The sequence below is a fragment of the Paenibacillus farraposensis genome (assembly GCF_020736845.1).
GTDB lineage: Bacteria > Bacillota > Bacilli > Paenibacillales > Paenibacillaceae > Paenibacillus > Paenibacillus farraposensis.
The window spans coordinates 46,432-68,230 of the sequence record NZ_JAFFQR010000008.1 but is presented as its reverse complement, the minus strand read 5'-3'; the positions used below and the strand labels follow the sequence as shown (position 1 = coordinate 68,230).

At 48.2% G+C, this 21,799-nt stretch carries 17 protein-coding genes, 3 pseudogenes and 1 riboswitch; of the genes and pseudogenes, 11 read left to right on the top strand and 9 right to left on the bottom strand.

Annotation, left to right across the window (positions count from 1 at the left end; genetic code table 11):
- Positions 1 to 9 precede the first annotated feature (9 nt).
- Both JO375_RS01360 and JO375_RS01355 read right to left on the bottom strand, forming a co-directional pair.
- The gene (locus tag JO375_RS01360) at positions 10 to 927 is read right to left on the bottom strand and encodes a hypothetical protein (protein WP_229522779.1); all 918 of its coding nucleotides are present in this window, start codon (positions 925 to 927) and stop codon (positions 10 to 12) included.
- Positions 920 to 1,072 (bottom strand): hypothetical protein, encoded by a 153-nt coding sequence (locus JO375_RS01355; protein ID WP_229522778.1) that lies wholly within the window; start codon positions 1,070 to 1,072, stop codon positions 920 to 922. The genes JO375_RS01360 and JO375_RS01355 overlap by 8 nt, the downstream gene beginning before the upstream one ends.
- A 302-nt stretch (positions 1,073 to 1,374) precedes the next feature.
- Here JO375_RS01355 and JO375_RS01350 point away from each other — a divergent pair, with 302 nt between their 5' ends.
- From JO375_RS01350 to JO375_RS01320, 7 genes are read left to right on the top strand one after another with little or no spacing between them, the layout of a single operon-like run.
- Entirely contained in the window at positions 1,375 to 3,174 is a 1,800-nt protein-coding gene (locus JO375_RS01350) for a VWA domain-containing protein (RefSeq protein ID WP_229522777.1), read from the top strand.
- Positions 3,175 to 3,198: 24 nt separating this feature from the next.
- Positions 3,199 to 6,588, top strand: a complete 3,390-nt coding sequence (locus JO375_RS01345) for a tubulin-like doman-containing protein (protein WP_229522776.1) — start codon at positions 3,199 to 3,201, stop codon at positions 6,586 to 6,588.
- A gap of 3 nt (positions 6,589 to 6,591) precedes the next feature.
- Positions 6,592 to 8,958: a transcription initiation factor TFIID gene (locus tag JO375_RS01340; protein ID WP_229522775.1), complete on the top strand. Its 2,367-nt coding sequence runs from the start codon at positions 6,592 to 6,594 to the stop codon at positions 8,956 to 8,958.
- A gap of 46 nt (positions 8,959 to 9,004) precedes the next feature.
- Positions 9,005 to 10,294: a vWA domain-containing protein gene (locus JO375_RS01335; RefSeq protein WP_229522774.1), complete on the top strand. Its 1,290-nt coding sequence runs from the start codon at positions 9,005 to 9,007 to the stop codon at positions 10,292 to 10,294.
- An 18-nt stretch (positions 10,295 to 10,312) separates the two neighbouring features.
- A complete protein-coding gene (locus JO375_RS01330; protein ID WP_229522881.1) occupies positions 10,313 to 10,966 on the top strand; it encodes a beta-mannanase in 654 nt (217 codons plus the stop codon).
- Positions 10,967 to 10,982: 16 nt separating this feature from the next.
- Complete coding sequence (locus JO375_RS01325; protein WP_229522773.1) at positions 10,983 to 12,248, top strand: TRAFAC clade GTPase domain-containing protein; 1,266 nt, start codon at positions 10,983 to 10,985, stop codon at positions 12,246 to 12,248.
- Positions 12,245 to 15,226, top strand: a complete 2,982-nt coding sequence (locus tag JO375_RS01320) for a GAP1-N2 domain-containing protein (protein ID WP_229522772.1) — start codon at positions 12,245 to 12,247, stop codon at positions 15,224 to 15,226. The genes JO375_RS01325 and JO375_RS01320 overlap by 4 nt, the downstream gene beginning before the upstream one ends.
- A 158-nt stretch (positions 15,227 to 15,384) precedes the next feature.
- Here JO375_RS01320 and JO375_RS24925 read toward each other — a convergent pair.
- The 3 genes and pseudogenes from JO375_RS24925 to JO375_RS01310 form a co-directional block, all read right to left on the bottom strand.
- Positions 15,385 to 15,662: pseudogene (locus JO375_RS24925) on the bottom strand (beta-mannosidase); the annotation flags it as partial.
- Positions 15,663 to 15,667: 5 nt separating this feature from the next.
- Positions 15,668 to 16,834, bottom strand: a complete 1,167-nt coding sequence (locus JO375_RS01315) for a phosphoribosylaminoimidazolecarboxamide formyltransferase (protein ID WP_229522771.1) — start codon at positions 16,832 to 16,834, stop codon at positions 15,668 to 15,670.
- A gap of 54 nt (positions 16,835 to 16,888) precedes the next feature.
- Positions 16,889 to 16,968: riboswitch (ZMP/ZTP riboswitch) on the bottom strand.
- A gap of 185 nt (positions 16,969 to 17,153) precedes the next feature.
- Complete coding sequence (locus tag JO375_RS01310; protein ID WP_229522880.1) at positions 17,154 to 17,441, bottom strand: hypothetical protein; 288 nt, start codon at positions 17,439 to 17,441, stop codon at positions 17,154 to 17,156.
- A 407-nt stretch (positions 17,442 to 17,848) separates the two neighbouring features.
- On the opposite strand from JO375_RS01310, the gene JO375_RS01305 reads away from it, so the two are divergent.
- Both JO375_RS01305 and rpmG read left to right on the top strand, forming a co-directional pair.
- A complete protein-coding gene (locus JO375_RS01305; RefSeq protein ID WP_229522879.1) occupies positions 17,849 to 18,418 on the top strand; it encodes a hypothetical protein in 570 nt (189 codons plus the stop codon).
- 35 nt (positions 18,419 to 18,453) lie between these two features.
- Positions 18,454 to 18,567 (top strand): annotated as a pseudogene (rpmG, locus tag JO375_RS01300) (50S ribosomal protein L33); the annotation flags it as partial.
- Here the strand turns inward: rpmG and JO375_RS01295 are convergent.
- Genes JO375_RS01295 through JO375_RS24460 form a run of 4 tightly spaced genes read right to left on the bottom strand, consistent with a single transcriptional unit; the run spans position 18,541 to position 20,386 of the window.
- On the bottom strand, positions 18,541 to 18,693 hold the full coding sequence (locus JO375_RS01295) for a hypothetical protein (RefSeq protein ID WP_229522770.1): 153 nt from the start codon (positions 18,691 to 18,693) through the stop codon (positions 18,541 to 18,543). The pseudogene rpmG and the gene JO375_RS01295 overlap by 27 nt on opposite strands.
- Positions 18,672 to 19,769, bottom strand: a complete 1,098-nt coding sequence (locus JO375_RS01290; RefSeq protein WP_322098682.1) for a CobW family GTP-binding protein — start codon at positions 19,767 to 19,769, stop codon at positions 18,672 to 18,674. Before JO375_RS01290 ends, JO375_RS01295 begins: the two co-directional genes overlap by 22 nt.
- 37 nt (positions 19,770 to 19,806) lie before the next feature.
- Entirely contained in the window at positions 19,807 to 20,259 is a 453-nt protein-coding gene (locus JO375_RS01285; RefSeq protein ID WP_229522768.1) for a permease, read from the bottom strand.
- 1 nt (position 20,260) lies between these two features.
- Positions 20,261 to 20,386: a hypothetical protein gene (locus JO375_RS24460; protein ID WP_267497643.1), complete on the bottom strand. Its 126-nt coding sequence runs from the start codon at positions 20,384 to 20,386 to the stop codon at positions 20,261 to 20,263.
- A 127-nt stretch (positions 20,387 to 20,513) separates the two neighbouring features.
- On the opposite strand from JO375_RS24460, the gene JO375_RS01280 reads away from it, so the two are divergent.
- Both JO375_RS01280 and JO375_RS01275 read left to right on the top strand, forming a co-directional pair.
- Positions 20,514 to 21,515: a CobW family GTP-binding protein gene (locus JO375_RS01280; protein WP_229522767.1), complete on the top strand. Its 1,002-nt coding sequence runs from the start codon at positions 20,514 to 20,516 to the stop codon at positions 21,513 to 21,515.
- A gap of 113 nt (positions 21,516 to 21,628) precedes the next feature.
- A pseudogene (locus tag JO375_RS01275) lies at positions 21,629 to 21,739 on the top strand (ABC transporter substrate-binding protein); the annotation flags it as partial.
- Between the last annotated feature and the right edge of the window lie 60 nt (positions 21,740 to 21,799).

The following is a 21,799-nucleotide window of genomic DNA, read 5'->3' as shown; positions in this document are numbered from 1 at the left end:
TGTGACAGATCAGCTTTTATACTGCTCCATCAGATACGCGATCTTTACCTCATCGGCCAAATCACCGAAGGGTTCTAACGGATTTTCCTGAATGATATGATATAATCGTTGGATTCGTTCCTTTGGCAGCTTGCGCACATATCTGGAAATAAATGCGGCATGCGTAACCACGTAACGTTTTTTGCGGACAGCTGCACTGGCTACACGGACAAGAATATCCTCGCCCCCTGCCATCTCCAGAATGCGGCGCTCATAAAAGATGACATATCGGAATGTCCGATCCTTGATCAGCTCACGATTTAATCTGGCGATCTCTCCGATATACCTGACCATAAGCGGTTCAAAGCTTTTGATTAGCAGAGGATCGAGCTTCAGCTCCATATCTTTGCGGAGAACAAAAGATTGCAGCAGGGCCACCTGCTGAAGCCTTATCCGATCGTTGTGAATGAGCACAGCAATTTCTCGCAGCATTTCATAGGAGACACGCTCACTGAGCTGACGCTGGGCAACTGCGTGTTTATGATTGACCCCCAGTCCCTCCTGAATCTGGGTTATGCGCCCTCTGAACAGGCGTATAAGCTGCCTGCGCTGCTCATAAGGATAAATACGCTGCTGCAGAAGCACCAAGGGCAGCAGGAGAAGTGCGCCGACAATACCATACAGAAGCATTTGCTGTGCTGAATGACCCCAAAAGACAGCAGCGGCCAACAGCACGATGCCTACGGCGAGGTCTTTACGCAAATAGCGTCTGGCATTGCGTTTGGCATATGACTCCACGGGAACCAGGGCACTTCGGCCGCAGGAAGTACATTCCTCTTCCCAAAGGGCGGTGAATTGTCCGCAATACCTGCAGATTTTCAGTTTTTGGAAGGCATGCTCCGTACGGGTAAATGGGCGGAATTGTACAGCCTGTTTGGAGCTATTCATTGTGCTCACTTCTCCGGTTCAGCAGTGCCAGCAGCTCGGTGTCGATGTGTGTCATCGACAGGGCACGTTTTTTATGTATATAGTAAATGATTAATTTAAGGGCGACAAAAAGAAACAAAATCGCCAGACATCCGTAAGAGATCATAGTGTACTTCCTCTTTCTGCTTGGATTTTAACTTGGATATTTTACATGAGCAGGTTTCGCTGGCTGTCGTTTTTGTCGTATTAAGGGGAAGGCTGGTGCCCGATTGCCCTGGTTGGGGTATAATTATATCATTACTGCAGGATATTGGTAAAATCTCGCGGTATATCAGGCTTCTTCGCCACATGGAGACGACTATAGGCAGTTTTTTCAGCTGGCGCTCATGTAAAACTCATTATAATTTAATAGTAGGGGAGTACAACTGTAATTTAGAGTGAGAATTAATCGGCAAAGGGGAACAAGCGATGTTTAGTAGAGACAGAAAATGGTTTTTGGTCATCGGAATCATCTGTGCAATGATCATGATCTCAATTTCGGCATGGCCGCCGCAAACGGCAAATGCCGCTTCGCCCTCTGCTTCCAAGGTAGATGCGGTGCTGGTCGTTGATGTGAGTAATTCCATGAACACCAGTGATCCCGGGAAAATTGGCAATGAAGCCATGAAAATGTTTATTGATATGCTGTCAACGCAAAATGACAAGGTTGGGATCGTAGCGTATACGGATGTCGTACAACGCGAAAAGGCCTTGCTTAATATCAAGTCTGAAGCGGATAAGCAGGAGTTAAAAGCATTTATTGACGGGCTGAATCGAGGGGCCTATACGGACACCTCTGTAGGTGTCAAAGAAGCGATCCGTATTTTGCAGGATGGCAAAACAGCCGGACATGCGCCTATGATCGTGATGCTGGCTGACGGCAACAACGATCTGAATAAAGCGACCGGCAGAACGGAGAGCCAGTCCGAACAGGACATGGCGAAAGCTGTAGCCGAAGCTAAAAAGAGCGGCGTTCCGATCTACACCATCGGGTTGAATGCGGATGGAAAGCTGAATAAAAACAAGCTTGCCGACATTGCGCAGCAGACCGGCGGCAAGTCCTTTATTACAAGCTCGGCGGATGATTTGCCGAATATTTTGAGTGAAATTTTTGCCAGCAATTTAAAATTGAAGGTTGTGCCCTTGCAGTCCATTACGGCGAACGGCAATTATCAGGATGTTACGGTAACCGTACCGAACGATAGTGTGCTGGAGGCTAACATTTCGATAATGTCCTCGAAACCGGTGGATGCAAGGCTGATTGACCCGGCGGGTAACACGAAGTCGATTCCTTCAAGCGATGTGCTGTTGTCCAAGTCGAAAAGCTACTCGCTGATCAAGCTGCTCAAGCCCGTAGCGGGCGACTGGAAGCTTCAGGTCAAGGGAGTGCGGCAGGATCAGATTGATATCAATCTGGTGTTTAACTATGATTTGGAGCTGAAGCTGGACGCACCGTCTGCCAAATCGTACAAAAAAGGCGACACAGTTCAAATTCATTCCTATCTGACGAGCAATAATCAGCAGCTTCAGGACAAGGAATTGTATGCCAATATGAATGCTGTTCTGGAGGTCAAAGACCTAGATTCCGGTACCACGAATGAGGTGCCATTAACCAATGCTGGGGATGCTTTCACAGGCTCTTATACCATTCCGGATGAGCATGATTATCAGCTAATCGTCAGAGCAGAGGAAAAGAGCTTTTACCGTGAAACCCAGCCCCTGACTATCAGCGCTAAAACCGGGACGGGTAGTAGTACAAATACAGGCACGACCGGACAGGCAGCACCTGCCGAAAAGTCAACGCTGCCTCTCATTCTTTCAGGGCTGGGGCTGATTGTGCTGCTGGCTGCCGCTTATTTCATTTGGAAGGCGGTCAAAAAGGCCAATCGTGGCTTTGTCGGCCAAATTGTACTGGAGATCCGCGATGAAAATACCGGTGAAAAAACGTACCCGCAATACAAGAAGCTGAACACCTTCCGAGGGAAGTTCAATCTGCACCAGTTGCTGCAACTGGCACCGGAATTTGCTGGTACTGATAAGGTGGTGTTCACGCCAGCCAACCAGGATCGTATCATGGTGCGCAGTACCCCGGAGATTACGATTGAAAAATCCGGGCGGGCTGTAGACGCAGGCCGTGGTCTGGAGCTGAAAAACGGTGATCGGCTAACGATCCCGCTGGCTAGCATGGACAAAACCATTTTACTGGAATTTATTTCAGTAAACAGCTAAACGAACCCTTAGGAGGTTAAAACGATGAGACCAGTAGTTAGAGAGCATATCCAACAATTAGACGTATCACTCGGCGGGGGAATCGTAAGCGATAAAATCAGAGTGGATACCATTGATAATCCTATTTTAATTATCGGACTCGGAGGTACGGGAATTGATGCCCTCCTCCGGTTAAAATACCAAATTAACCGCAGATTCAAGCTGCCGGCAGATCCAATTTCCAAGAAGAAGAGCGAGAAGCCGGACAATGTGGAATTTCTCGCTTTTGAAACAAATGAGCAGGACCGCAACAAAAAATACAAGGGCATTGGGCTGGACCCGATCAATGAGTTTGTACTGCTGTCTAATGCCGAAATCGGCGGATTGCTGCAAAATCGCAGCATTCTGGAACCGTACATTACCGATTGGCTGTCCCCCGAGCTGAGCATTACCGATGGAATGAACGGTGCCGCAGGAGTGCGTCAAGCCGGACGCCTGCTGCTGTTCACCAAAATTAATCAGGTCGTACAAAGCATTGACAAAAAAATCAAAACCCTGTCCGAAGGCACCAACAAAAAGCTGATGGTGTTCCTGCTGTCCGGTTTGTCCGGCGGTACGGGTAGCGGCACCTTCCTGGACATCTCATATATCGTCCGGGGAATTATTGAGCGCGACTACGGCTCCGCAGGTGTAGACCGTGTGAACACTTTAGGTTATCTGTTTACACCGGATATTAACCTGGCCAACAAGAGCCTGAGCGAGCATACGCGTGAATACATTAAAAAGAACGGCTATGCCGCGTTGAAAGAACTGGACTACTGGATGAATGTGGACAGCCGCGGTGAACGCTTTAAGCAGCAGTACGGCAACATTTTGACCGTAAACTCGCCGCTGCCGCCGTTTAATCTGTGCCACCTGATTTCGGCCACGAATACGGAAGGCAAGCTGCTGGAAAATGCCTATGATTACTGTATGAATGTCACCGCCGAGAACATCACCAACTTTATGGCGAGCGAGGAAAAACAGTCGGGCGAAGAGTTCGCCATTCATGACTATATCAGCAACATTCGCACGAACATTGCCCAAATGAACAAGACCTATCCGGCAAACTACGACTACAATATTATCGGGGCATCCTCGGCCGTGTTGCCGATGGAGGAAATGACCACCTATCTGGCCTACCGGTTATTTGGTAAAATGTCCAAAATGTTCGAGAAATCGCCGAATCAAGAGGATGTCGAGAAGTTTGCCCGCAAGCTGGGCGTTGATCTGGACAGTATGATCAAAAACTTTGAATCCCGTGTGCCGGAGCCGCTGCCGGGATTTGAAAATAGTGAGCGACTAAGCTACAGCAACGTTGTAAAAATGCAGGTTGTTAATATGGACACGGAGCTGGAGCAAACGTTCCTGACGCGTGCCCGTGAAGAATACATCAAAGCGAAAAAACAGCTTCCAGGGGAGATAACCGGGCAGTTTACGGACCAGATTCGCCGGATGTTCCTGCATCCCGAGCAAGGGCCGTTTTATGTGTCGCGCATGATTTATACGGAAAAAGGATTCAGCTTGCTGAAAATGCTGCTTTCCTATATTGAAACATTGCGTGAATCCCTGCACCGTATCCCTACGGATATTGAATGGGCGCGGGAGCAGGCAAGCGAGAAGCTGGGCGATGCCAAGAGTGCCTTTGTGTCCAAGGACAAAAAGAAAAATGCGTATATAGAGGCCAAAATCAATGAATATTGGCTTCGGGCCGATGTGGAACGCACAGAGCAGCTGATTGAATTTTATGAGGACCTGTATGACCTGCTAAATAAGGAAAACAACCGCATTTATAACGTATTTACTGAAATTTTGAACGCACTGAGTGCGATTTTTGAAAAGAATGGTGATTTGCTGATCAATGGTGAGGAGCAAGCTGATCATAAGGGCAACAAAACGTACTATTGGAATCTGGTAAGTGTTCCGGATATTTCTGAAGTCGTGACCAAGCTGCTGGATAAGCGTAACGGTGATGATCTGATTCGTGATTTTGCCCAGGAATTGCTGGAAAATTCAGATCAATGGGTGAAGGATCAGGATATGGATATCATCAGCTCGATCTCCAATTTCTTGACTGAAAAGTTCGGTGATCTCATTACCCGTTCCATGGAGGATTTCCTTGTCATGAAATACGGGCAGGATGAAGCGATTGAAAAATTTGTGGAGCGCTACATTGCGAGCAAGCTGGATGAAGAGGCAGTGCCTGTTTTCCATCTGAGCAACAGCTCGGGTAATTTGTACTTCCCGTCATGGGGGTTTGTTTCGGTTCCTGTCCAGTCGCCTAATATTTTGAAAGGCGTTCGCAATTATCAAAATAATGCGATCGGCAAATCTCACTTTACAATTAAAGAGAGTGAGGTCCGTAACCGTATTTTCTGGCTTAATACACGCAATGGCGTACCGCTGTTTGTATACACGCCGCTCAAAGTTTACGAAGAAAGCTATGAAAAAACGATTCTTGAACGTGAAGGCGTTGGCCGCCATTTGGTACAGACAGGTCAGAACAACTGGACTAATCTGCCTTCGCCAATCCCTGAAAAATCATGGGGTGAAACCTATGTCAATCCGCGTGTGCAGGCCTACAATGCCCGTATTCGAAAGGACTTTGACCAAGCGAAGTCATTTGGTGTGATTCGTGAGAAGGATGTCGATCAGAATACGAGCAGCCGCTTTACCGTGCTGCGTTCACGCGCACTGGATCTGAATGCGGTGCTGGCAGGCTTTGATATGCGTTTGCAGGAATCCAAGCCCAATCTGGGTGAGGTGAAGAGAGCGTGGACTGAACTGAAACGGCTGCTGGCTGAAGGACTGGAACAGACGGGAAGCAAGGACATCTTTGGCAGTATCAATGAAGACATGGCCAAGGAGAACCTGATCCGTTCACCGGAGCTTACGCAGGTGGTTCGTGAGGAACTGGCGAAATATAGCCAAATCGAAGTCAAGGCTGCGGAACTGGAGGCTTTGCTGGGCAAATATCAGGATGAGGAAAAATGGCTGAATCAGTTCATTCAGGTGCTTTACACCGACACAATTACGAAAAAAGGCGCGTTGTATGTCTATGACCGTGACGAAGAGGAAGAGGCTTGGGAGCCGTTTGCCAACGTTATGAAGAGTCGCAATTATGTGGAGTTTGAAGTGTTTGCAAACTTCCGCGGTCTGGAAGAGAAAAAACTTGCAGCCCTGATGCGTAAGGCAGATCGCCGCGATGCTGTTTTGACTTCGTCAGAGGATATTACACCATTGCTGACAAAGCTGGATGAACTCGCTGCGACTTATACAGAAGCCCGCAATCAATTGGAATATGAAAAGGTGGAGCTGGCCAACGGAGCGGAGCTCTATGCGTTTTATGCACAGATGGCCGGAAAATTAAACGACATCCGCAGAAAGTTGAAGTAGAGTATGAGAGAGCAGCTGTTACGTTTTGCGGCTGACTATGCAGCCGCAGAGGACCAATTTATCGGAAGCGGGGATGGACGCAGCAGCATTCATTTCCCGTCCGTGTTTCTTTTTATCGGTGACGGTATGGAAGCGGTGATGAACACCATTGCAGATATCAACCGGACCAAGTGGGATAACAGCACAGGGGTAACGTATATTCAGATTCGCTCGCAGGAAGAGCAAGGGGCTGAAGAACGTTCCGTGGGTGCTATAACGCATACGGTGGCGGTATCGGAGGAAAGCAGCCACAAAACGATCCGCCGCGATTTGCATCAGGCTTTTTATACACATGAATTGCAGCTGATTGAGCTTAACACCGCGCTGCGCCGCGCAAGCGGGCATTTGGCGGATTACGGCCGATTGTATTCCTCGTTTGAGCGTGTCCATCTGTCGATCTTGACGAAAGCCGATGATCCGATGAATGTATTGGTTCCCGAGATTACGCTGTTGGCGGAATACATCTTCGCCCAATCCTTCAAGTCTGTACAGATGGATTTGTATGTGTTGATGAGTGAAGGGGATCAGGCTGCCCAATTCGGTTACAGCAGCGCAGTGTCCGTTGCTTTTATGCGGGAACTGGACTATATCCAGAGCCCGGAGTATACGTTTACGGCACCGCTCCATATGACCGAGGACAAATTGACCATCCCGGTATCCCATGCCCCGTCGCCGTTGTTCGATCTGGTCTATGTGCTGTCCGACAAGAATGAGCGTGGTATAACCGTGCCGAATAGCCTGCGCGAGAGCTGCGACATCATTTGTCATATCCAGCTTCTCAAAAATCGCTATCAGGCAGGAGATTCCTACCGGTCACAGGATGGAGGCTACAATAATACATCGTTTAAGAACAACATCATGACAGAATCCGGGCGGCAGGGCTATGTGTCGGCCGGATTTTCCCGGGTCAAGCGCCCCAACCAGTCGATCGCGCTGACGGTGCTGTATCATTTTTATGTGAAGCTGTTGGCACGTATGAGAACGGAGCGGGAGTGGGAAGTGCGGGACAAACTGACTTATTTTGGTCTTGATGCCGGCGAGCGCAGTCGTACGTGCAATGAACTTGTGCCTGGCAATGAGGCAATTATGGACATGAGCGCGCTGATGACCAGTGGAGCCAGCTATGGCTCGTTAAAGCGAATGACCTTGCGTGAGGCGGAAGAAGCCTTGTTTGGTCAGGGCTGTGAAGCCTTTTTCCGTGATAATTGTGAACGGGCCGTACACCAACGTCTGAACGATTTTCAGGCGGAGCTGCATTTGCAGTCGGCTGTACATGCGGCTGCGAAGGAGCATCCCGGGATCGGTTCATTTGAACTGGCAGACTGGACGGATGAAAATAAACCGGGAAATGTGCTTGCGGCTATTCGGGGAATGATTCGTGATACGTCGAATGATTTACAGATTAGTGCTGCCGAGCTGGACACCCTCTATAGCGGGCGGGTGGAAGATCAGCCTTTCCAGCGGTTGCCGCTTATGGATAAGCATAATGTGCGCAGCCTGATCCGTTACCTGACCGAGACAGTCTATGGACATAAGCTGCACATGCTGCGGATTCAAGCGGATTTGGAGCTATTGCGCCGCTATGAGCTGGCACTTGAAAAATGGCACGCACAGGCAAAGCATGTTACGGTACAGTTGGTCAACTTGGAGCGTGAATTGCATCAGGCTGCCAGTGACAGTATTCGCCAGGCTGACAGTTACACAGGTCAAAATCTGTTCGAGTATTACGAGCGTGTGACCGAGGATGTCATGCATGAGCTGGAAACGAAGCGGGGAAAATCCGTATTATTTGATCATCGCCATATGGGGCCCGTGTCAGGATTGCTGGACGAAGGCCTGTCCTCCCTAGTGGATCGGCTTATACAGACCTGCCGTACCTTGATCCTCAGCTCACAGCCATTTAATCAGACATTCGAAGAGGAACTGCTGCGTCGTGCCAATGTAGCTGCTGCCTATGAAAATCGGCTGGTCGTTCCACAGGATGAGCTGTTTAAAAAGCTGTACCAAACATTAGAGGAGCATGGCGGAATTAACGTGCGTTTGCTGGACTACACCCATGAGCATCGGTATGAAGAAAAGTATTTCTTCGGTGACTATGAAGGCGAATTTCTTCCCTATGCGATGGATGTAGACATTACCTCGCGTATTTACAAGCTCGGTTTTGTGCATGAACGCCGTAGCAGCGGGGTGGAAAAGCTGCATTTGATGGGCGGCTTTCATCTGGAGGATCTGATGGTTTATCGCAACGGCAAGACATATTATGAGACATATATTGCGAACGGTTTTGAGTTTCACGGAATTGCCGCGGATCGGTTGCCGGAGCTGCGGTAGCCCTTTGTTAATCTTATTTTAAAGATGGAAGGAAGCAATGATTCTTATGAAGCAGCGTAAATTCAATGTTCTCCTGCTGCTGTTCGGCTTGCTGGGGGCTGTAGTGGGCTTCATTTTAGGAGAAATTATTCTTCACCAATGGATAGGACACTGGTCGCATATTATCGTGATTGGGCTGTATTTTGGCATCATGGCGCTATGCATTGGTCTGGGATGTTTTATCGGCGAATTGATTTCACCACAGCTGAACGGACATTCATGGCGGCAGCGCTACTCAGGGCTATCCTGGAAGCTGTTGGTACCCGCTACGCTGGTCATGTTGTTTGTGGCAGGCCTGCTGTTGGAACTGGGCTATCAGGTTAACCCGGAAGGTCACAAAAGTGTACAGGACCTTGTGCTTGTGATCGATAATTCGGGAAGTATGCAGGATACAGATCCTGGTAATGAACGGCTGTCAGCTGCCAAGAGCCTGATTGGACAAATGAATGGAGACAAGCGGGTGGCCATTGTTTCCTTTGAATCCACTGCGCATTTGGTTCAGCCGTTTACTCCAATTGGCACAGACGCAGAGAAGCAGGTGGTTTATGCTAAAATCGATAGTATGCAGACCATTATATCAGGCGGTACAGAGATCGGGCTTGCGCTGGACGAGACGATGAAAGAGATCGAAACCCAGGGCAATATGGAAAAAGGTTCGCTTGTCATTATGCTGTCCGACGGCTTTAGTAAGCTGGACACCCAACAAGCCTTGGCTCCTTTTATCGCCCGCCAGATTCCGATTAATACCATCGGCCTGAAGCTGGCTCAAGCGGACGGTATCGCATTATTGCAAAATATTGCTAATCTGACAGGGGGAACTTATTCGAATGTAGCCAACGCTCAAGCTCTTACTCAAGCGTTTGGTAAAATTTACGACAGAATAGGTGATCGTACACTGGTAACGGAGCGAACAGGTGAATATGCGGACAGTCTGTATTTTGCCATTTATCGTGTAACGGCTTTGGTCATGATCGGAGTATTATTGGGCCTGGCTCTTGGATTGATGTTCGATAATCGCTTTTTGGCACGGAATTTTGCGATTGGCGGGGCTCCGGCCGGGTTGCTCGCTGGTCTCATCTTGGAAAAGGGACTGTCCGGCTCGTCAATCGGTGATCTGATGATTCGTTTGCTGGCGGCGCTCGTACTGGCGGCTCTTATCGCTGTCTCTTCATTTATTTTTCCGATTGCGGAAAATACGCGCCGATCCTCCGGTGGAGGAAGCCCGGGTGCGCCGTCAGGCCGGCGGAGAGGGGTACCGGAAGGTCCGCAGCGCAATCGACGCAGCAGTGGATTTTAGAACAGGAGGCTGGAAATGATGCAATATAGGGATGCACAGCCGGGTGATCCTGTCATATCGGAGCTGAGACACAAAATGGACGACAACCGGGTTGTGCTTCGCTGGCAGTGGCCTGAGGGCGCAGCTGTGGTATATATTGCGAAGCAATTATCTGATCCGGGTATGGAGGGACAGCAGGTGAGTCAAGGCTTACCGCCTCTTTCAAGCCTGAAACTTTTTACACGTGAGGAGTATAAGGCGGCTGGCAGTTACCGTGACAGAGTAGAAGGGTTTGGACGCGTACGCTATACCGTGTATCCGGCTGTCCGTGGGGATGGCGATACTTTTGTAATCTGTCAGTCGGACGGAGCCAATCAGTTGGAGCTGAGCACGGGCAGAGCTAAAATCAGATATGCGGTTCACCACAAAAAAAGCTGGTTTCGCAGCCGTAAAACAGTCCAGATCCAGGTGACAGCCGAAGTTCCTGTTCCACAGAAGGCGCTGTGCTATGTGAAGAAGCGTGGCGGTTATCCGGCAGACCGTGAGGATGGAACCTTGTATCCGTTCACGTCACCTTTTGCGGCAGGACGGAATGTGTTGCCCGCGATTGAAGTGGGCGGAGACGAATATGTGCGGTTGTTTTTTACGGACGGCCAGAAATATGGCACGATATATGAATTAGTTCCTGAATGAAAGGAGGCCGCAACCGATGAGTTTTCTTAACAATTTATTCCGAAGAAAGCCTCAGGCCGCGCCAAGGCCATTATTTTATGATATTGTGTGCCCGTATTGCTTTAGTAAATTTTCACCGGAGGAAGTGGTTTTCCGTGCCTCTCATCATCGTGAAGATGACGAGGACTATGCTTTGGGGGAAGATGAGCTGTTGAATAAATATCGGGAACGCTTCGGCTTGGACAGCGTGCATGATATGGAGGCGATTCTTCATCCCCATGATGTCCCCGAGGAGCATCGATTATATTCCGATCATATACTGACAGGTCTGACGGACCGTTATGGTGAGCTGACGCGTCATCGCTTGTGTCCGCACTGTCATAACGGGCTGCCTGTGACTGCAGGCAAGGTGCCAAGTAATATTATTTCGATTATTGGGGCTTCGCAGGCTGGAAAATCGGTTTATATGACCTCCCTGATCCACACCTTGCAGCATACGACGGCCGATCATTTTGATGCAGCCTGCATGCCGCTCAATACAGAGATCAGCCGCAAATTCCGCAGCATGTATGAGGAACCGCTGTTTGAACGGGGCGATCTGCTTACATCGACACAAAAAGAAAAGATGCAGGAGCCTTTTATTTTCCAGTTTGTATTTAAGGATGAGGAAAAGCCGCCGCTGACGCTGGTATTTTTTGATGTGGCCGGCGAGGGAATGGTCGATCAGGACTACCTGGGGCTGCACGGACAGCATATTAAAAATTCGGCGGGTATTTTGTTTATGGTCGATCCGCTGCAAATTCGCTCGATTCGGGAGCGTATTAAGATCAACCTTGGTGACAAGCCGGGTGAATGGGTGTCGCAATATGATGAACCGCGTGATGTCGTCCTTACGCTGTTCGGTGATTTTATCGCTTATCAGGAAAAGGGGAAAACAGATATTCCGACCGCAGTCGTCCTGACCAAAAGCGATATGCTTACTGCGCTGGCAGATGACGAAGGCACCTACATCAAGACGAACAGCAACATTTTTAATCCGATGGAGCATCGCAAGTATGTGGATTTGGATGAGTTCGCGAACATTGATGGCGAGGTCCGGCGCTTTATCGAGAAGGTGGATAAGCCGTTCAAAGGCACGATGGATGTATATTTTACAAATACGGCCTATTTTGCGGTTTCTGCCTTGGGCAGCAATCCGGTCGAGCAAAAGCTGCAAGGTCTGGTTAGCCCGATCCGTGTGGATGAGCCATTCATCTGGCTGCTCTACAAATTAAAGTACATTGAGGGGAGAGAATCACAGTGAGTTTTTCTGCCTCTCATTTGATTCAGCAGCAAATGTACACCCGGGAACGGCGTGGAATTTTCCGTCCCACGGAAGGCTTCGATACGGTGGCCAACTCCAAAGGGCTGGATGCTTCCTTTATAAAAAAGGTGCTCCATCCTTTATGCGTATATGATGCGCCTGCTGCCTTAACAGCGCGTGGCGAGAAGGAAGAGAGCGTCTATCCTGAAGCTATGCATCTGGTACGGACAGAATCCGGGGATGTCGTGCTGGGACGAGGCATCTATAAAGCGACGGATTTTACCGGGCTGCGGAGCGCCTTTTTCACGCATAACTATGTGATTCCGGCCGGACATGGTGAATCTCCGTCTGATTACAAACAGTGGCTGAACACATCCTTTGTCGATGTCCATGACATTGAGCAGGGAACGGAATTGGCGGAATTGGAGCGTCTGCCGGGTGAAAGTGTATTTCCGTCAATCGACCCGTCTGCGGTGCTGACTCAATTGAAGCTCAGCCAAGAAGTATTCAAGCAGCTTTTATACGCTGTTATGATGTCGGCGACGGGGCGCAAAAAGGTATATGTCGCACTGAATGTTCCGGCAGAGGCGGTAGCATCTTCAGCCAAGCTGCTGCTCGGTGTGCTGTATGCGGCTTTACCTTACGCATTTCGTAATAAAATCGGATTTCTTACATATGCCAAAGAACCGAACAGCAGGAAAGGGATTCACTTGATGTTTGTGGAGCCTTTCAGTATACGGCCTGGGGACCGGAATGTGGACAAGGATTTTGTATTTGACCTGACCGGCAATGTTCGAATCCTTAATGTGGATGCAGAGCAGATAAAACAGCCTTATTTTGACTGGATTGCTCGCACACTGTTTCATGGCGGGACGCCGGACGATTTCTTCAAATTTGCCGAGCAAATGCTGACAGATATGGACGCAGGGCGAAACCTGATGCTATCCAGCTATCATGAGCTCGTTACGCTGTACAGGATCGAACAGGGAGAGCGCGCATTATATAACGAACAGCGAGTCGCTGTGTTGCGAAGCCTGACTGATTATTTATCGCCACCTGCTGCGCTGCCGCGAAAAATGCAGCTGGATAATCTGTTCTTATCATTCTTTGATCACGAATTCGACCGTGTAAAGGATGGATATATTCCAGAGGCAGGTTTGGTCGATTGCTTTAAGGACTATTATAAGGTTCATGCTCGCACGAGCGAAAATCGACTGGTCGAATATTTGATCCGCTCGCTGAATAACGCCTATACCGCCAGAAATACGGAAGTCGTAACGTATATTTATCATACCATTGAAGAGAATCCGTCGTTAGGCAAGGCGTATTTTACAAAGGTGCTGGGTAATCCGGCGCTTACCCAAATGTTGTTCATTCCTTACATGGACAGTCAGATAAAGAGAACACAGGATGTAAAGGGACTGCTGGCTGTCGTGCACGAATGGGGCAGCCGGTATATCGAAGTGTCAGCGAATGCCGATTTTCAACAGCTGGCTGAATCCGCATTGCTGGGCAGATTACGTGCCGAAAGAAAGCCGGTAGAGGCTGTGGCCGCCATCCATCAACGCTTGCATCAATGGGACAGCAGCGCTGCCGAAGCGAAACGTTCCCCATTGGAGCAATCCGGATTGACGGAGCGCTTGCAGGAAGCGTCCAATCGGTATCTGCTTACCGAAGTAGAGCTTAAAGAAATATCACCTGACCAGGTCGTACAAATCCCGTTCTTCACCCGGCCTGATCTGGTACAATGGGTCGGCAAGCTGCCCGCTCCTCTCAAGGGACAAGCGGTGCGTCTGATAGCGGCTTATGACTGGTTCAGCACGGAGAATCCGGAACCATCGGTACTGGACGGCCTGGAGCCGACCGAGGTAGAGAAGGTGCAAGACTGGGCATATGGCTGGCTGCCTCAGCAGCTGACGGAAGGCCATTTTGCCCGGTTGCTGCCCGCATTTTACCGCTCTGACGGTCCGGGCGAAGGCATGTTGGATTTTGCCCGTCTGGTCAGCTCTGTCCGCAAATGGGCGAAAGATAACGATACGATGTTTCGTTTTATCCGCTGGTCCGAGGGACAGCCTGAATTTGCTACGCCGCGGGGCGGTTTTGAACCGGCCTACCGACGCGCCTTGCTTTTGTTTTTCCAAAAGGAAGGGCGCGAGGGCCTTCACAAAAAAACGCTGTGGCGTCAATATTTTGAACCCGCAAATCCGGTCTTCAAAAATTTCTACCTGTCAGCGAAGCGCGAGACGGATACGTCTCTGGTCAAAACGCTGCGTCGCTTTCGCAAAGGCGGCATCATCTCGGGAATCGTGCTGATTGTTATTGCAGGTACGCTGAGCGGCCTGAAAGTTGCCGGGGTGATCGGCTCTGGCAATACGCCTGCGCCTGCTAGGGCTCCAAAGCCTGTGCAGCAGCCTGCAGCAGAGCCTACAGTACCTGCAAAAGTGGAGCCAAAGGCGATAGTGACCCATTTATCCAACACCAAGTCGACTACGAGAATGGTCAAGCTGTTGTTTGCGTTTCAAACATCGGCAGAACAGGCAGCATTTAAGCCTTCAAAACTTGTCATTATCGGTGCGGATCAACAGGAGCATTCGTACGAAAATTTTACGCTTGCTGAACAGAACGACAAGGATGCAATTGATAAAACAGGCAAGGGACAGCCTGGTGATGCAAAAAACGGCAATGCCGCTACAGGAGGTAAGACACCGGGAACTTCTGGAGAGGGTAACGGTATAACAGCCGATAAAGCTACAGGTAATACAACGTCCGCTGCTACTCCTGAAACAACGGCTAACCAGGGCACAGGTTCAGATACTGGAGCAAACACAGATACTAAGGCACCGATTAAGTATGATTTGAAAAAGTATCCTTATCGTACGCTGCTGACCATTTGGCAACGGCTGGAGCTGGACAATGCCAGCACGGTTACGGTCGATGGGAAAGAGTATCCGCTAGTCCAAGTGAAGTCAGCTGACTAGTTAGTTCCAAAAATTTCCCATGTTTAAGCAACGATGCATTTTTACCAGCAAGCAAAAAGACGGGCTCCCCTTACAGGACTCGTCTTTTTGCTATACATCGGATTTTGAATAAACTGGAGTTAACGGAATAGTGCTATAAAAGGATAGCAGTTGCTGTAAAATTCGACGTTTGTAGGTGTGATGGATGCTCTTAGGGTTTTATCGTCAAACCTTTAAATTGGACAGCTCATCCAACGTGATTACATAATTACTTTGATAAAGCGTTGTCAGGGTGTCTGGATTAGGAGGAACTCATAAGATGTTCGCCATACCAGGGCAGAAGCAGAGCCATCCCGATTTTTCCTCTGTCAGATTTTGTACGCTTGGGAACGGTGTCGTTCTCCGTCATGGCCACCATTTTCGTGCCGACGGTTAAATTAACTAGCTGGTAGAAAACCCAATTTAATGATGAAATAAACGGATATTCGAATTGGCCATTACAATTCCATATTCGTTTGCTGCTTCTATAACTTGCTTATCACGCAATGAATTTCCGGTTTGAACCAAGTACCTAACACCACTTTGAGCAGCTCTGTCAATATTATCACGGAAAGGCAGCAAAGCGTCGGAAGTATAAGAAACTTCTTTTAAGCCTGTTATCCAATTTTGTTTCTCAGCCTTCGTAAGCCGCTCAGGTACCACATTAAAATATTGTCTCCATTGCTTTTCTTCGGCAGATGTAAAGTCCTCATTCGTCCAACCGTCAATGGCATTATTTACTTCAGTACGGGATATTCCAGCACGGAAAACCATTTGTTGTGCGATTGGATGTTGTCTTAACCACCAATTATCAGCTTTTCCAGCTGCAAGTCGAGTACAATGAATCCGTGATTGCTGCCCTGCACCAATTCCAATCGTTTGGCCGTCAAGCGCAAAACAAACGGAGTTTGATTGTGTGTATTTGAGGGTGATCATAGCAACTAGAAGATCCCTTTTAGAGTTATCGGGAATTTTTCGTTGTTTGGTTACAATGTTATTAAAGATTTCTTCCGAAATCTTAGCTTCATTTCTTTCTTGTTCCATTGTGATACCGAACACTGATCTTTGTTCAATTGAATTTGGTACATAATCAGGATCGATCTCTAAGATGAGATAATTTCCGTTCTTTTTCTTTTTTAAAAGTACCAGAGCATCCTCGTCATATCCTGGTGCAACAATGATATCGGAGACTTCTTTTTTAAGTAAATTTGCTACAGTTACATCAACTTTGTCACTAAAAGCCGCACAGTCACCAAACGAAGACATCCGATCCGTCCCTCTGGCTCTTGCGTAAGCGGTAGCCAATGGGGACAACTCTAAGCCTTCAACAAAATAAGATTTGATAAGCGAGTCACACAACGGGGAATATACAGCTGCTCCAGCTGGACTTACATGCTTAAAGGAGGCTGCTGCCGGTTGACCAATACTTTGTCTAAGTTCTCGAACAAGTTGGAAAGCATTTAATGCATCCAAAAAGTTAATGTAACTTGCCTCGCCATTTAAAATCTTTAAGGGCAGGTTTTCTCTGGAGTATATTTTAGCCTTCTTTTGATGTGGATTCATTCCATACCTCAGATTAACTTCTTTCATTCAAAAAACCCCTCTCAGAAAATGAAAAAAGTATTCGGACAGACTTAAGTCCAAATACTTTGCCCAGGCGTACGGCTGCTATTCTGTGTGCTCCCTCATGGTTCACCATGTTCGCGCCAGTAACACACAGATTAATTCTTAAATTGATTTTACAGAATAGATTGACTATTTACAAGTTATTGCTAAATTTGCTGAACGGATAGCCATTCCGCTATACTGCCTGTTTAATCCCCTCTCTTCTTGTCAGTATGAACTATAGTTTATTATGACGAAGCAGGCGATTGACTGTCTTTTTCATGCAAATGGAAGATTTCGTCACTTATAACCGTTTTATAGGAACACATATTTCGCAAAAGTCATTGTTAACCATATTACCGGTGTATTTTTCTAAAATTGGTTTGTTGTCAATATGAAATCCCATTTTGTGCAAAGTAGGAAAAATTTCAGCCCATGCTGCGATCACAATACATGCATCATATCTACATTTCTCAGGAGGTGTTGTTTGTGGGTTGTCTTGTGGAATTCCTAATAGTATAGCCGATTCGGCAGGACCATACGGTCCAACTTGTCGTACATACGCAATGCGATAGTTCGGGAGAGTTTCGATTCTTTCTCGTGGTTATTTCTTACATTTTGTATGCTATTATGATATAAAAAAATTCACTTCATTTTTTTAATTGGAAAAATTTCAGTTCAATTCCTCGGGAGACGTTTGTTCAATGAGTTATACGAGAAAACCGGACTCATCTGTGAACATGAAGAGTCCAGTTTTTCCTTTTCCGCAACGTCAACCACTGATTTTGGGTTTGATACATTTAATTTTAGCCATATATTTACGGTTCTTGCACTGATTGCGCTTGTGACGAGGAGACTTTACGCGTTTCAGTTTCAGCGGGGTTTGCACCGTAATACGCCTGCTGTCGAACAAGGATAATCTTTTTATGCAAATTCATGCCAAAACAAGGGTATAATATTGAAGGAAAAGTTCACCCATGGAAGGATGGAGTATCCGGTATGACAAGAAACCTTCAATATGTACCCTACGGCTATGAGCCTCCGACCGCAACGCATAAGGGAACGATAGTCTACTATGATACATTTGAGCAGATTACAGTTCGAGCGCTGGAGCTTTTTGTCGAAACGGGAACGGCATTATCTTTTACAAAATTGGTGCTGTATCCGCTGCATGAAGAAACGGCCAGAAGAATGTGGAAGCAGCCGGTACGTTCATATTACAAGCGGGTGAACGAGCTTGGAGAGTGGCAACGGGAGCAGGCTTTTATTGCTGTTGTGATTGAAAGCTGGGAAGGCAAGCGCAAGAAATATACGCCGATTGAGGCTGCCATCCGTTTTTTAATGGAGAAATATGCGACACCGCTTTTTTTGTATATGACTCCGGAAACGGCGAATTTGTGCGCTTCCTATGCATCGTTTGAAGAATGGATCAGAGACGTCAGATTAGTGATTTCAAGCGAGCCCCCGGAACTTCATCCAAAGCTTGCCCAATATCGTAACCGCTGGAATACGATAGAAGAAGCGACGAGCCGTCACGGTAAGGTTGACAAGGAGCAGGCTGAGTTATAGAATGAATTTAATCGTAAGGGTTACTATTGTAATGCAAGAACAAAAGAAAACACCCGAAGCGTCTTGAAATGAAAAAGCACTCTCCGCGATTGAAAAAGTACACGATCCATCGTGAAACCAGATCATTTGAGGTCTCTTATGCCAATTGATGAAGTATTGGCATGTTCAACATGAATAACAACCGTCTTTCTCAATAAAAAGGCTGTTCCATGACTGTTAAAGGTCAAAGGAACAGCCTTTTTATAACTGATTTTCATACGAAGCATTGCTCCCATTGGTCGGTAATAGATGATTTATCCAGCTGTTCCCCGATAAGCGTGACATACCCCTGGCTTACCGGAAGCGCCGTAGGCTGCCATTCGAATTGATTTCCCGAAAATTGCAAAAGCATTGTGCCTTCCTGTGAAAGCATGCAATAGCCTTTTGCTCGAAGCAGGGAGGAGCCGAGTCCGGTCAGGAAATGCTCCAGGCGCTGCTTTTCCAGAGGCTGCGGAGAATATTGGTGCAGAGTTAAGCTTTCCAGACGGGAAAATGAGTCGGACTGATGTGAATCATGGGTGTGGCTGGGCGCAGAAATAACTTTGAATGCTGTACTTGTGGAAATACTGACGGTTCGTCCGATCTCCTTGGCTGTAGCGGTCGAGGACATTGCGGTTGCACCGATTGGCTGGGCCTGTGCTGATGAGGATTGGGTCGCCTGAACAGGCTTTGCGGCAGCGGATGCGGAGGCCAGGACAAGCTCCAGCAATGGTCCAAGATCAACCTGGCTATATGTAGCCGTCTGCAGCTTGGCCGTATCATTATGTTTGCGAATGCTTTTGATGACCTTCGCCACTTCACGGCGACTTGCCGCATCCGTCTTGTTCACCACAATGAAGTCTGCGGCGCGAAGCTGTCCGTGCAGAGTTCGAACCAGCTGCTTGTCAGCGGTGAAGCGGCTGTTGTATTCATGAAAAAGCTCTGCGTCCACTACACTGATGCTATGAACCAGATACAGCCGATTCGCCAGCAGGGGGGAGCGCAGCTCTTCCAGCACTTGCTCAGGGTTCGCTACCCCAGTGGTCTCGATAAAAATGACATCCGGCTCTTGGCTAAGCAAGGTATGCAAAACACCCGCCAGCTCGCTTCTTTTGCTGCAACAGATGCAGCCCTCCAGCAATCCCTCCACAGCCACATCAGGCATTTCCTCTGAAATGATGGCCGCGTCTACGTCATATTCACCCATTTCGTTCATTAATACAGCCGCACGCAGCGGAATTTGGCGGGTATGGGCCAGCAGGCGCAGCAACAGAGTCGTTTTGCCGCTTCCGAGAAAGCCGCTGATTAGAATCACAGGGATCTTGTTCATCATTCATCCTCCTTGTAGGGTAGTGTGCCGCATTCAAGCGTCAAAAGCAGCTACCGAGTCTGCTTGGGTATAGACATAAGCATAGTGACAGTACATAGGCAAAGCACATCATAAAGGCATACGAGCCGACCGTCCCATTGCTTAGCGAAAGCTTTTCATCACGCGGGATAAATGCCTGAATACAGGCCGTCAATAATGCGCCTATAATGAGATATTTACTCATGTCCAAGAATTCATTGCCAGCATGAACAAAAAAGCCCTGCATGGTACGGTTGTGCCGATGAATCTGCTGGTCGTTTGGCTGCTGCTTGCTAAAAGACAGGAACGGTCGTTTGAGCGGGAGCACACGCACAAAGGCGTATACGATCAGCCCAATGATTGCAGAAACGGCAAAGGCCGGCCCCATGCGAACAGCTGTGACCTCTGGATGGGATGGAAAAGCCATTATCGTTGCACCCAGCACGACACCCGGTACAGGATGCGCAGGCGTCATTTTACGTATCCAGTTGACTCATATCCACCCGGCGGAACCAGCGGGAAGATCGTGTAACGAGCACAGGAACAAGAAAGGCGAACGGAATGATAAAGGGCAGCAGCTTGAACAGCGAACTGTTTTTCATTACACGTCTCCTTGGGATAAGGGTTGGTGTCTACATCCTATGCCTGTTATAGGACAAACATGATTGCAAGCAGGAAGTTTTTACGGTACGATTTTTATTAAAACGTTGTAAAAGCAAGGAGAATTTTATGATACCGATTGTTGTTTTATCCGGATTTTTGGGCAGTGGTAAAACAACTCTTCTTCAGCATGCGCTGGCTTATTATAAGGAGCAGGGCCTCAAGCCGGCTATTTTGATGAATGAGTTGGGCGATGTGAATCTGGACGGAAGTCTGGTGAACGGTCAAGCCCCCATGAAGGAAATGCTCAGTGGCTGCATATGCTGCACGATTCGCAGGGACCTGGGCATTGAATTGATGAATCTTGCCGGGGAATATAAGCCGGATGTGATTATCGTCGAATGCACAGGAGTAGCCAACCCCATGGAAATTGTAGATGCTGTGACCGATGCTTCGCTGTATTCCTCTATGATTTTACAATCCGTTATTACGGTGATCGACGCGCGCCAATTTTTGGATTTTGTCTCAGGGCATGTGAAGAGCAAGTCGCTTCGTTTGATGCAGGATCAGCTTCGGTGCGCTTCCAAGCTGATCATTAACAAGACCGACTTATTGGCCGCAGGGGAGCTGCAGAAGGTACAGACATTCGTCAAGGAATTAAATCCTTATGCGCTGACCGTAAGCACCCAGCGGGGCGATGTGGACAGGGCTGCTTTTTTCTCCATTCAAGGAGAGGACCGCATGGATGTCTCGCTTCCCAAGGAGACCGTAGCCGATACCGTTCAAGAGCACCATCATGACCATGGACATGGGGAGTCTTACCATTCCTACGATCATGTAGTTGTTCACACGCATTTTTTCGGACAGCCTGTGCCGCGCGCCCGGTTTGAACAGCTGTTCCGCAGCTTGCCTGCTGAAATTTATCGTGCCAAGGGAATTGTGCGTTTTCTCGAACAAGAGGGGCAGATGATGTTCCAGTTCGCTTACCGAGAGCTGGAAATCATTCCGATTCGCCCGCAAAAGTCGGTGAACGATGTAGCGGTCCTTATGGGCGAAAATTTCGCTGCTTCTGAAATCGAGGCACGGTTGAAAACGCTGGAATCGGCCCGGAAGCCATTGACCCGGTCATGACCTCAGGAATGGGCAAGGTCTGCCTATCAAAGACCGAATCTCATGCCCATGCAGCTGCCTGCGGATCAGGCAACACAGCTCAAACAACCGATTCATCTACAAACGGACAGCAGCAAAACAAACGTTTTATCGTGCTGCCCCTGTCCGCAGCGGCTGAAGGCATCCGCGTACCCATGGCATTAAAAACCTTGGCTGCAGGTCTGTACCCGGACAAAGTGAAGTAAACAAACAAAAGAGGTGTCAAAACATTGACGAACCTTGCCTAAACTGTTAAACTTGCTAAT

What these genes read in the sequence shown, in the direction of transcription:
- JO375_RS01360 (WP_229522779.1), bottom strand. Translation starts at nt 927, where the DNA reads ATGAATAGCTCCAAACAGGCTGTACAATTCCGCCCATTTACCCGTACG.
- JO375_RS01355 (WP_229522778.1), bottom strand. Translation starts at nt 1,072, where the DNA reads ATGATCTCTTACGGATGTCTGGCGATTTTGTTTCTTTTTGTCGCCCTT.
- JO375_RS01350 (WP_229522777.1), top strand. Translation starts at nt 1,375, where the DNA reads ATGTTTAGTAGAGACAGAAAATGGTTTTTGGTCATCGGAATCATCTGT.
- JO375_RS01345 (WP_229522776.1), top strand. Translation starts at nt 3,199, where the DNA reads ATGAGACCAGTAGTTAGAGAGCATATCCAACAATTAGACGTATCACTC.
- JO375_RS01340 (WP_229522775.1), top strand. Translation starts at nt 6,592, where the DNA reads ATGAGAGAGCAGCTGTTACGTTTTGCGGCTGACTATGCAGCCGCAGAG.
- JO375_RS01335 (WP_229522774.1), top strand. Translation starts at nt 9,005, where the DNA reads ATGAAGCAGCGTAAATTCAATGTTCTCCTGCTGCTGTTCGGCTTGCTG.
- JO375_RS01330 (WP_229522881.1), top strand. Translation starts at nt 10,313, where the DNA reads ATGCAATATAGGGATGCACAGCCGGGTGATCCTGTCATATCGGAGCTG.
- JO375_RS01325 (WP_229522773.1), top strand. Translation starts at nt 10,983, where the DNA reads ATGAGTTTTCTTAACAATTTATTCCGAAGAAAGCCTCAGGCCGCGCCA.
- JO375_RS01315 (WP_229522771.1), bottom strand. Translation starts at nt 16,834, where the DNA reads ATGAAAGAAGTTAATCTGAGGTATGGAATGAATCCACATCAAAAGAAG.
- JO375_RS01305 (WP_229522879.1), top strand. Translation starts at nt 17,849, where the DNA reads ATGACAAGAAACCTTCAATATGTACCCTACGGCTATGAGCCTCCGACC.
- JO375_RS01295 (WP_229522770.1), bottom strand. Translation starts at nt 18,693, where the DNA reads ATGGGAGCAATGCTTCGTATGAAAATCAGTTATAAAAAGGCTGTTCCT.
- JO375_RS01290 (WP_322098682.1), bottom strand. Translation starts at nt 19,769, where the DNA reads ATGATGAACAAGATCCCTGTGATTCTAATCAGCGGCTTTCTCGGAAGC.
- JO375_RS01285 (WP_229522768.1), bottom strand. Translation starts at nt 20,259, where the DNA reads ATGACGCCTGCGCATCCTGTACCGGGTGTCGTGCTGGGTGCAACGATA.
- JO375_RS24460 (WP_267497643.1), bottom strand. Translation starts at nt 20,386, where the DNA reads ATGAAAAACAGTTCGCTGTTCAAGCTGCTGCCCTTTATCATTCCGTTC.
- JO375_RS01280 (WP_229522767.1), top strand. Translation starts at nt 20,514, where the DNA reads ATGATACCGATTGTTGTTTTATCCGGATTTTTGGGCAGTGGTAAAACA.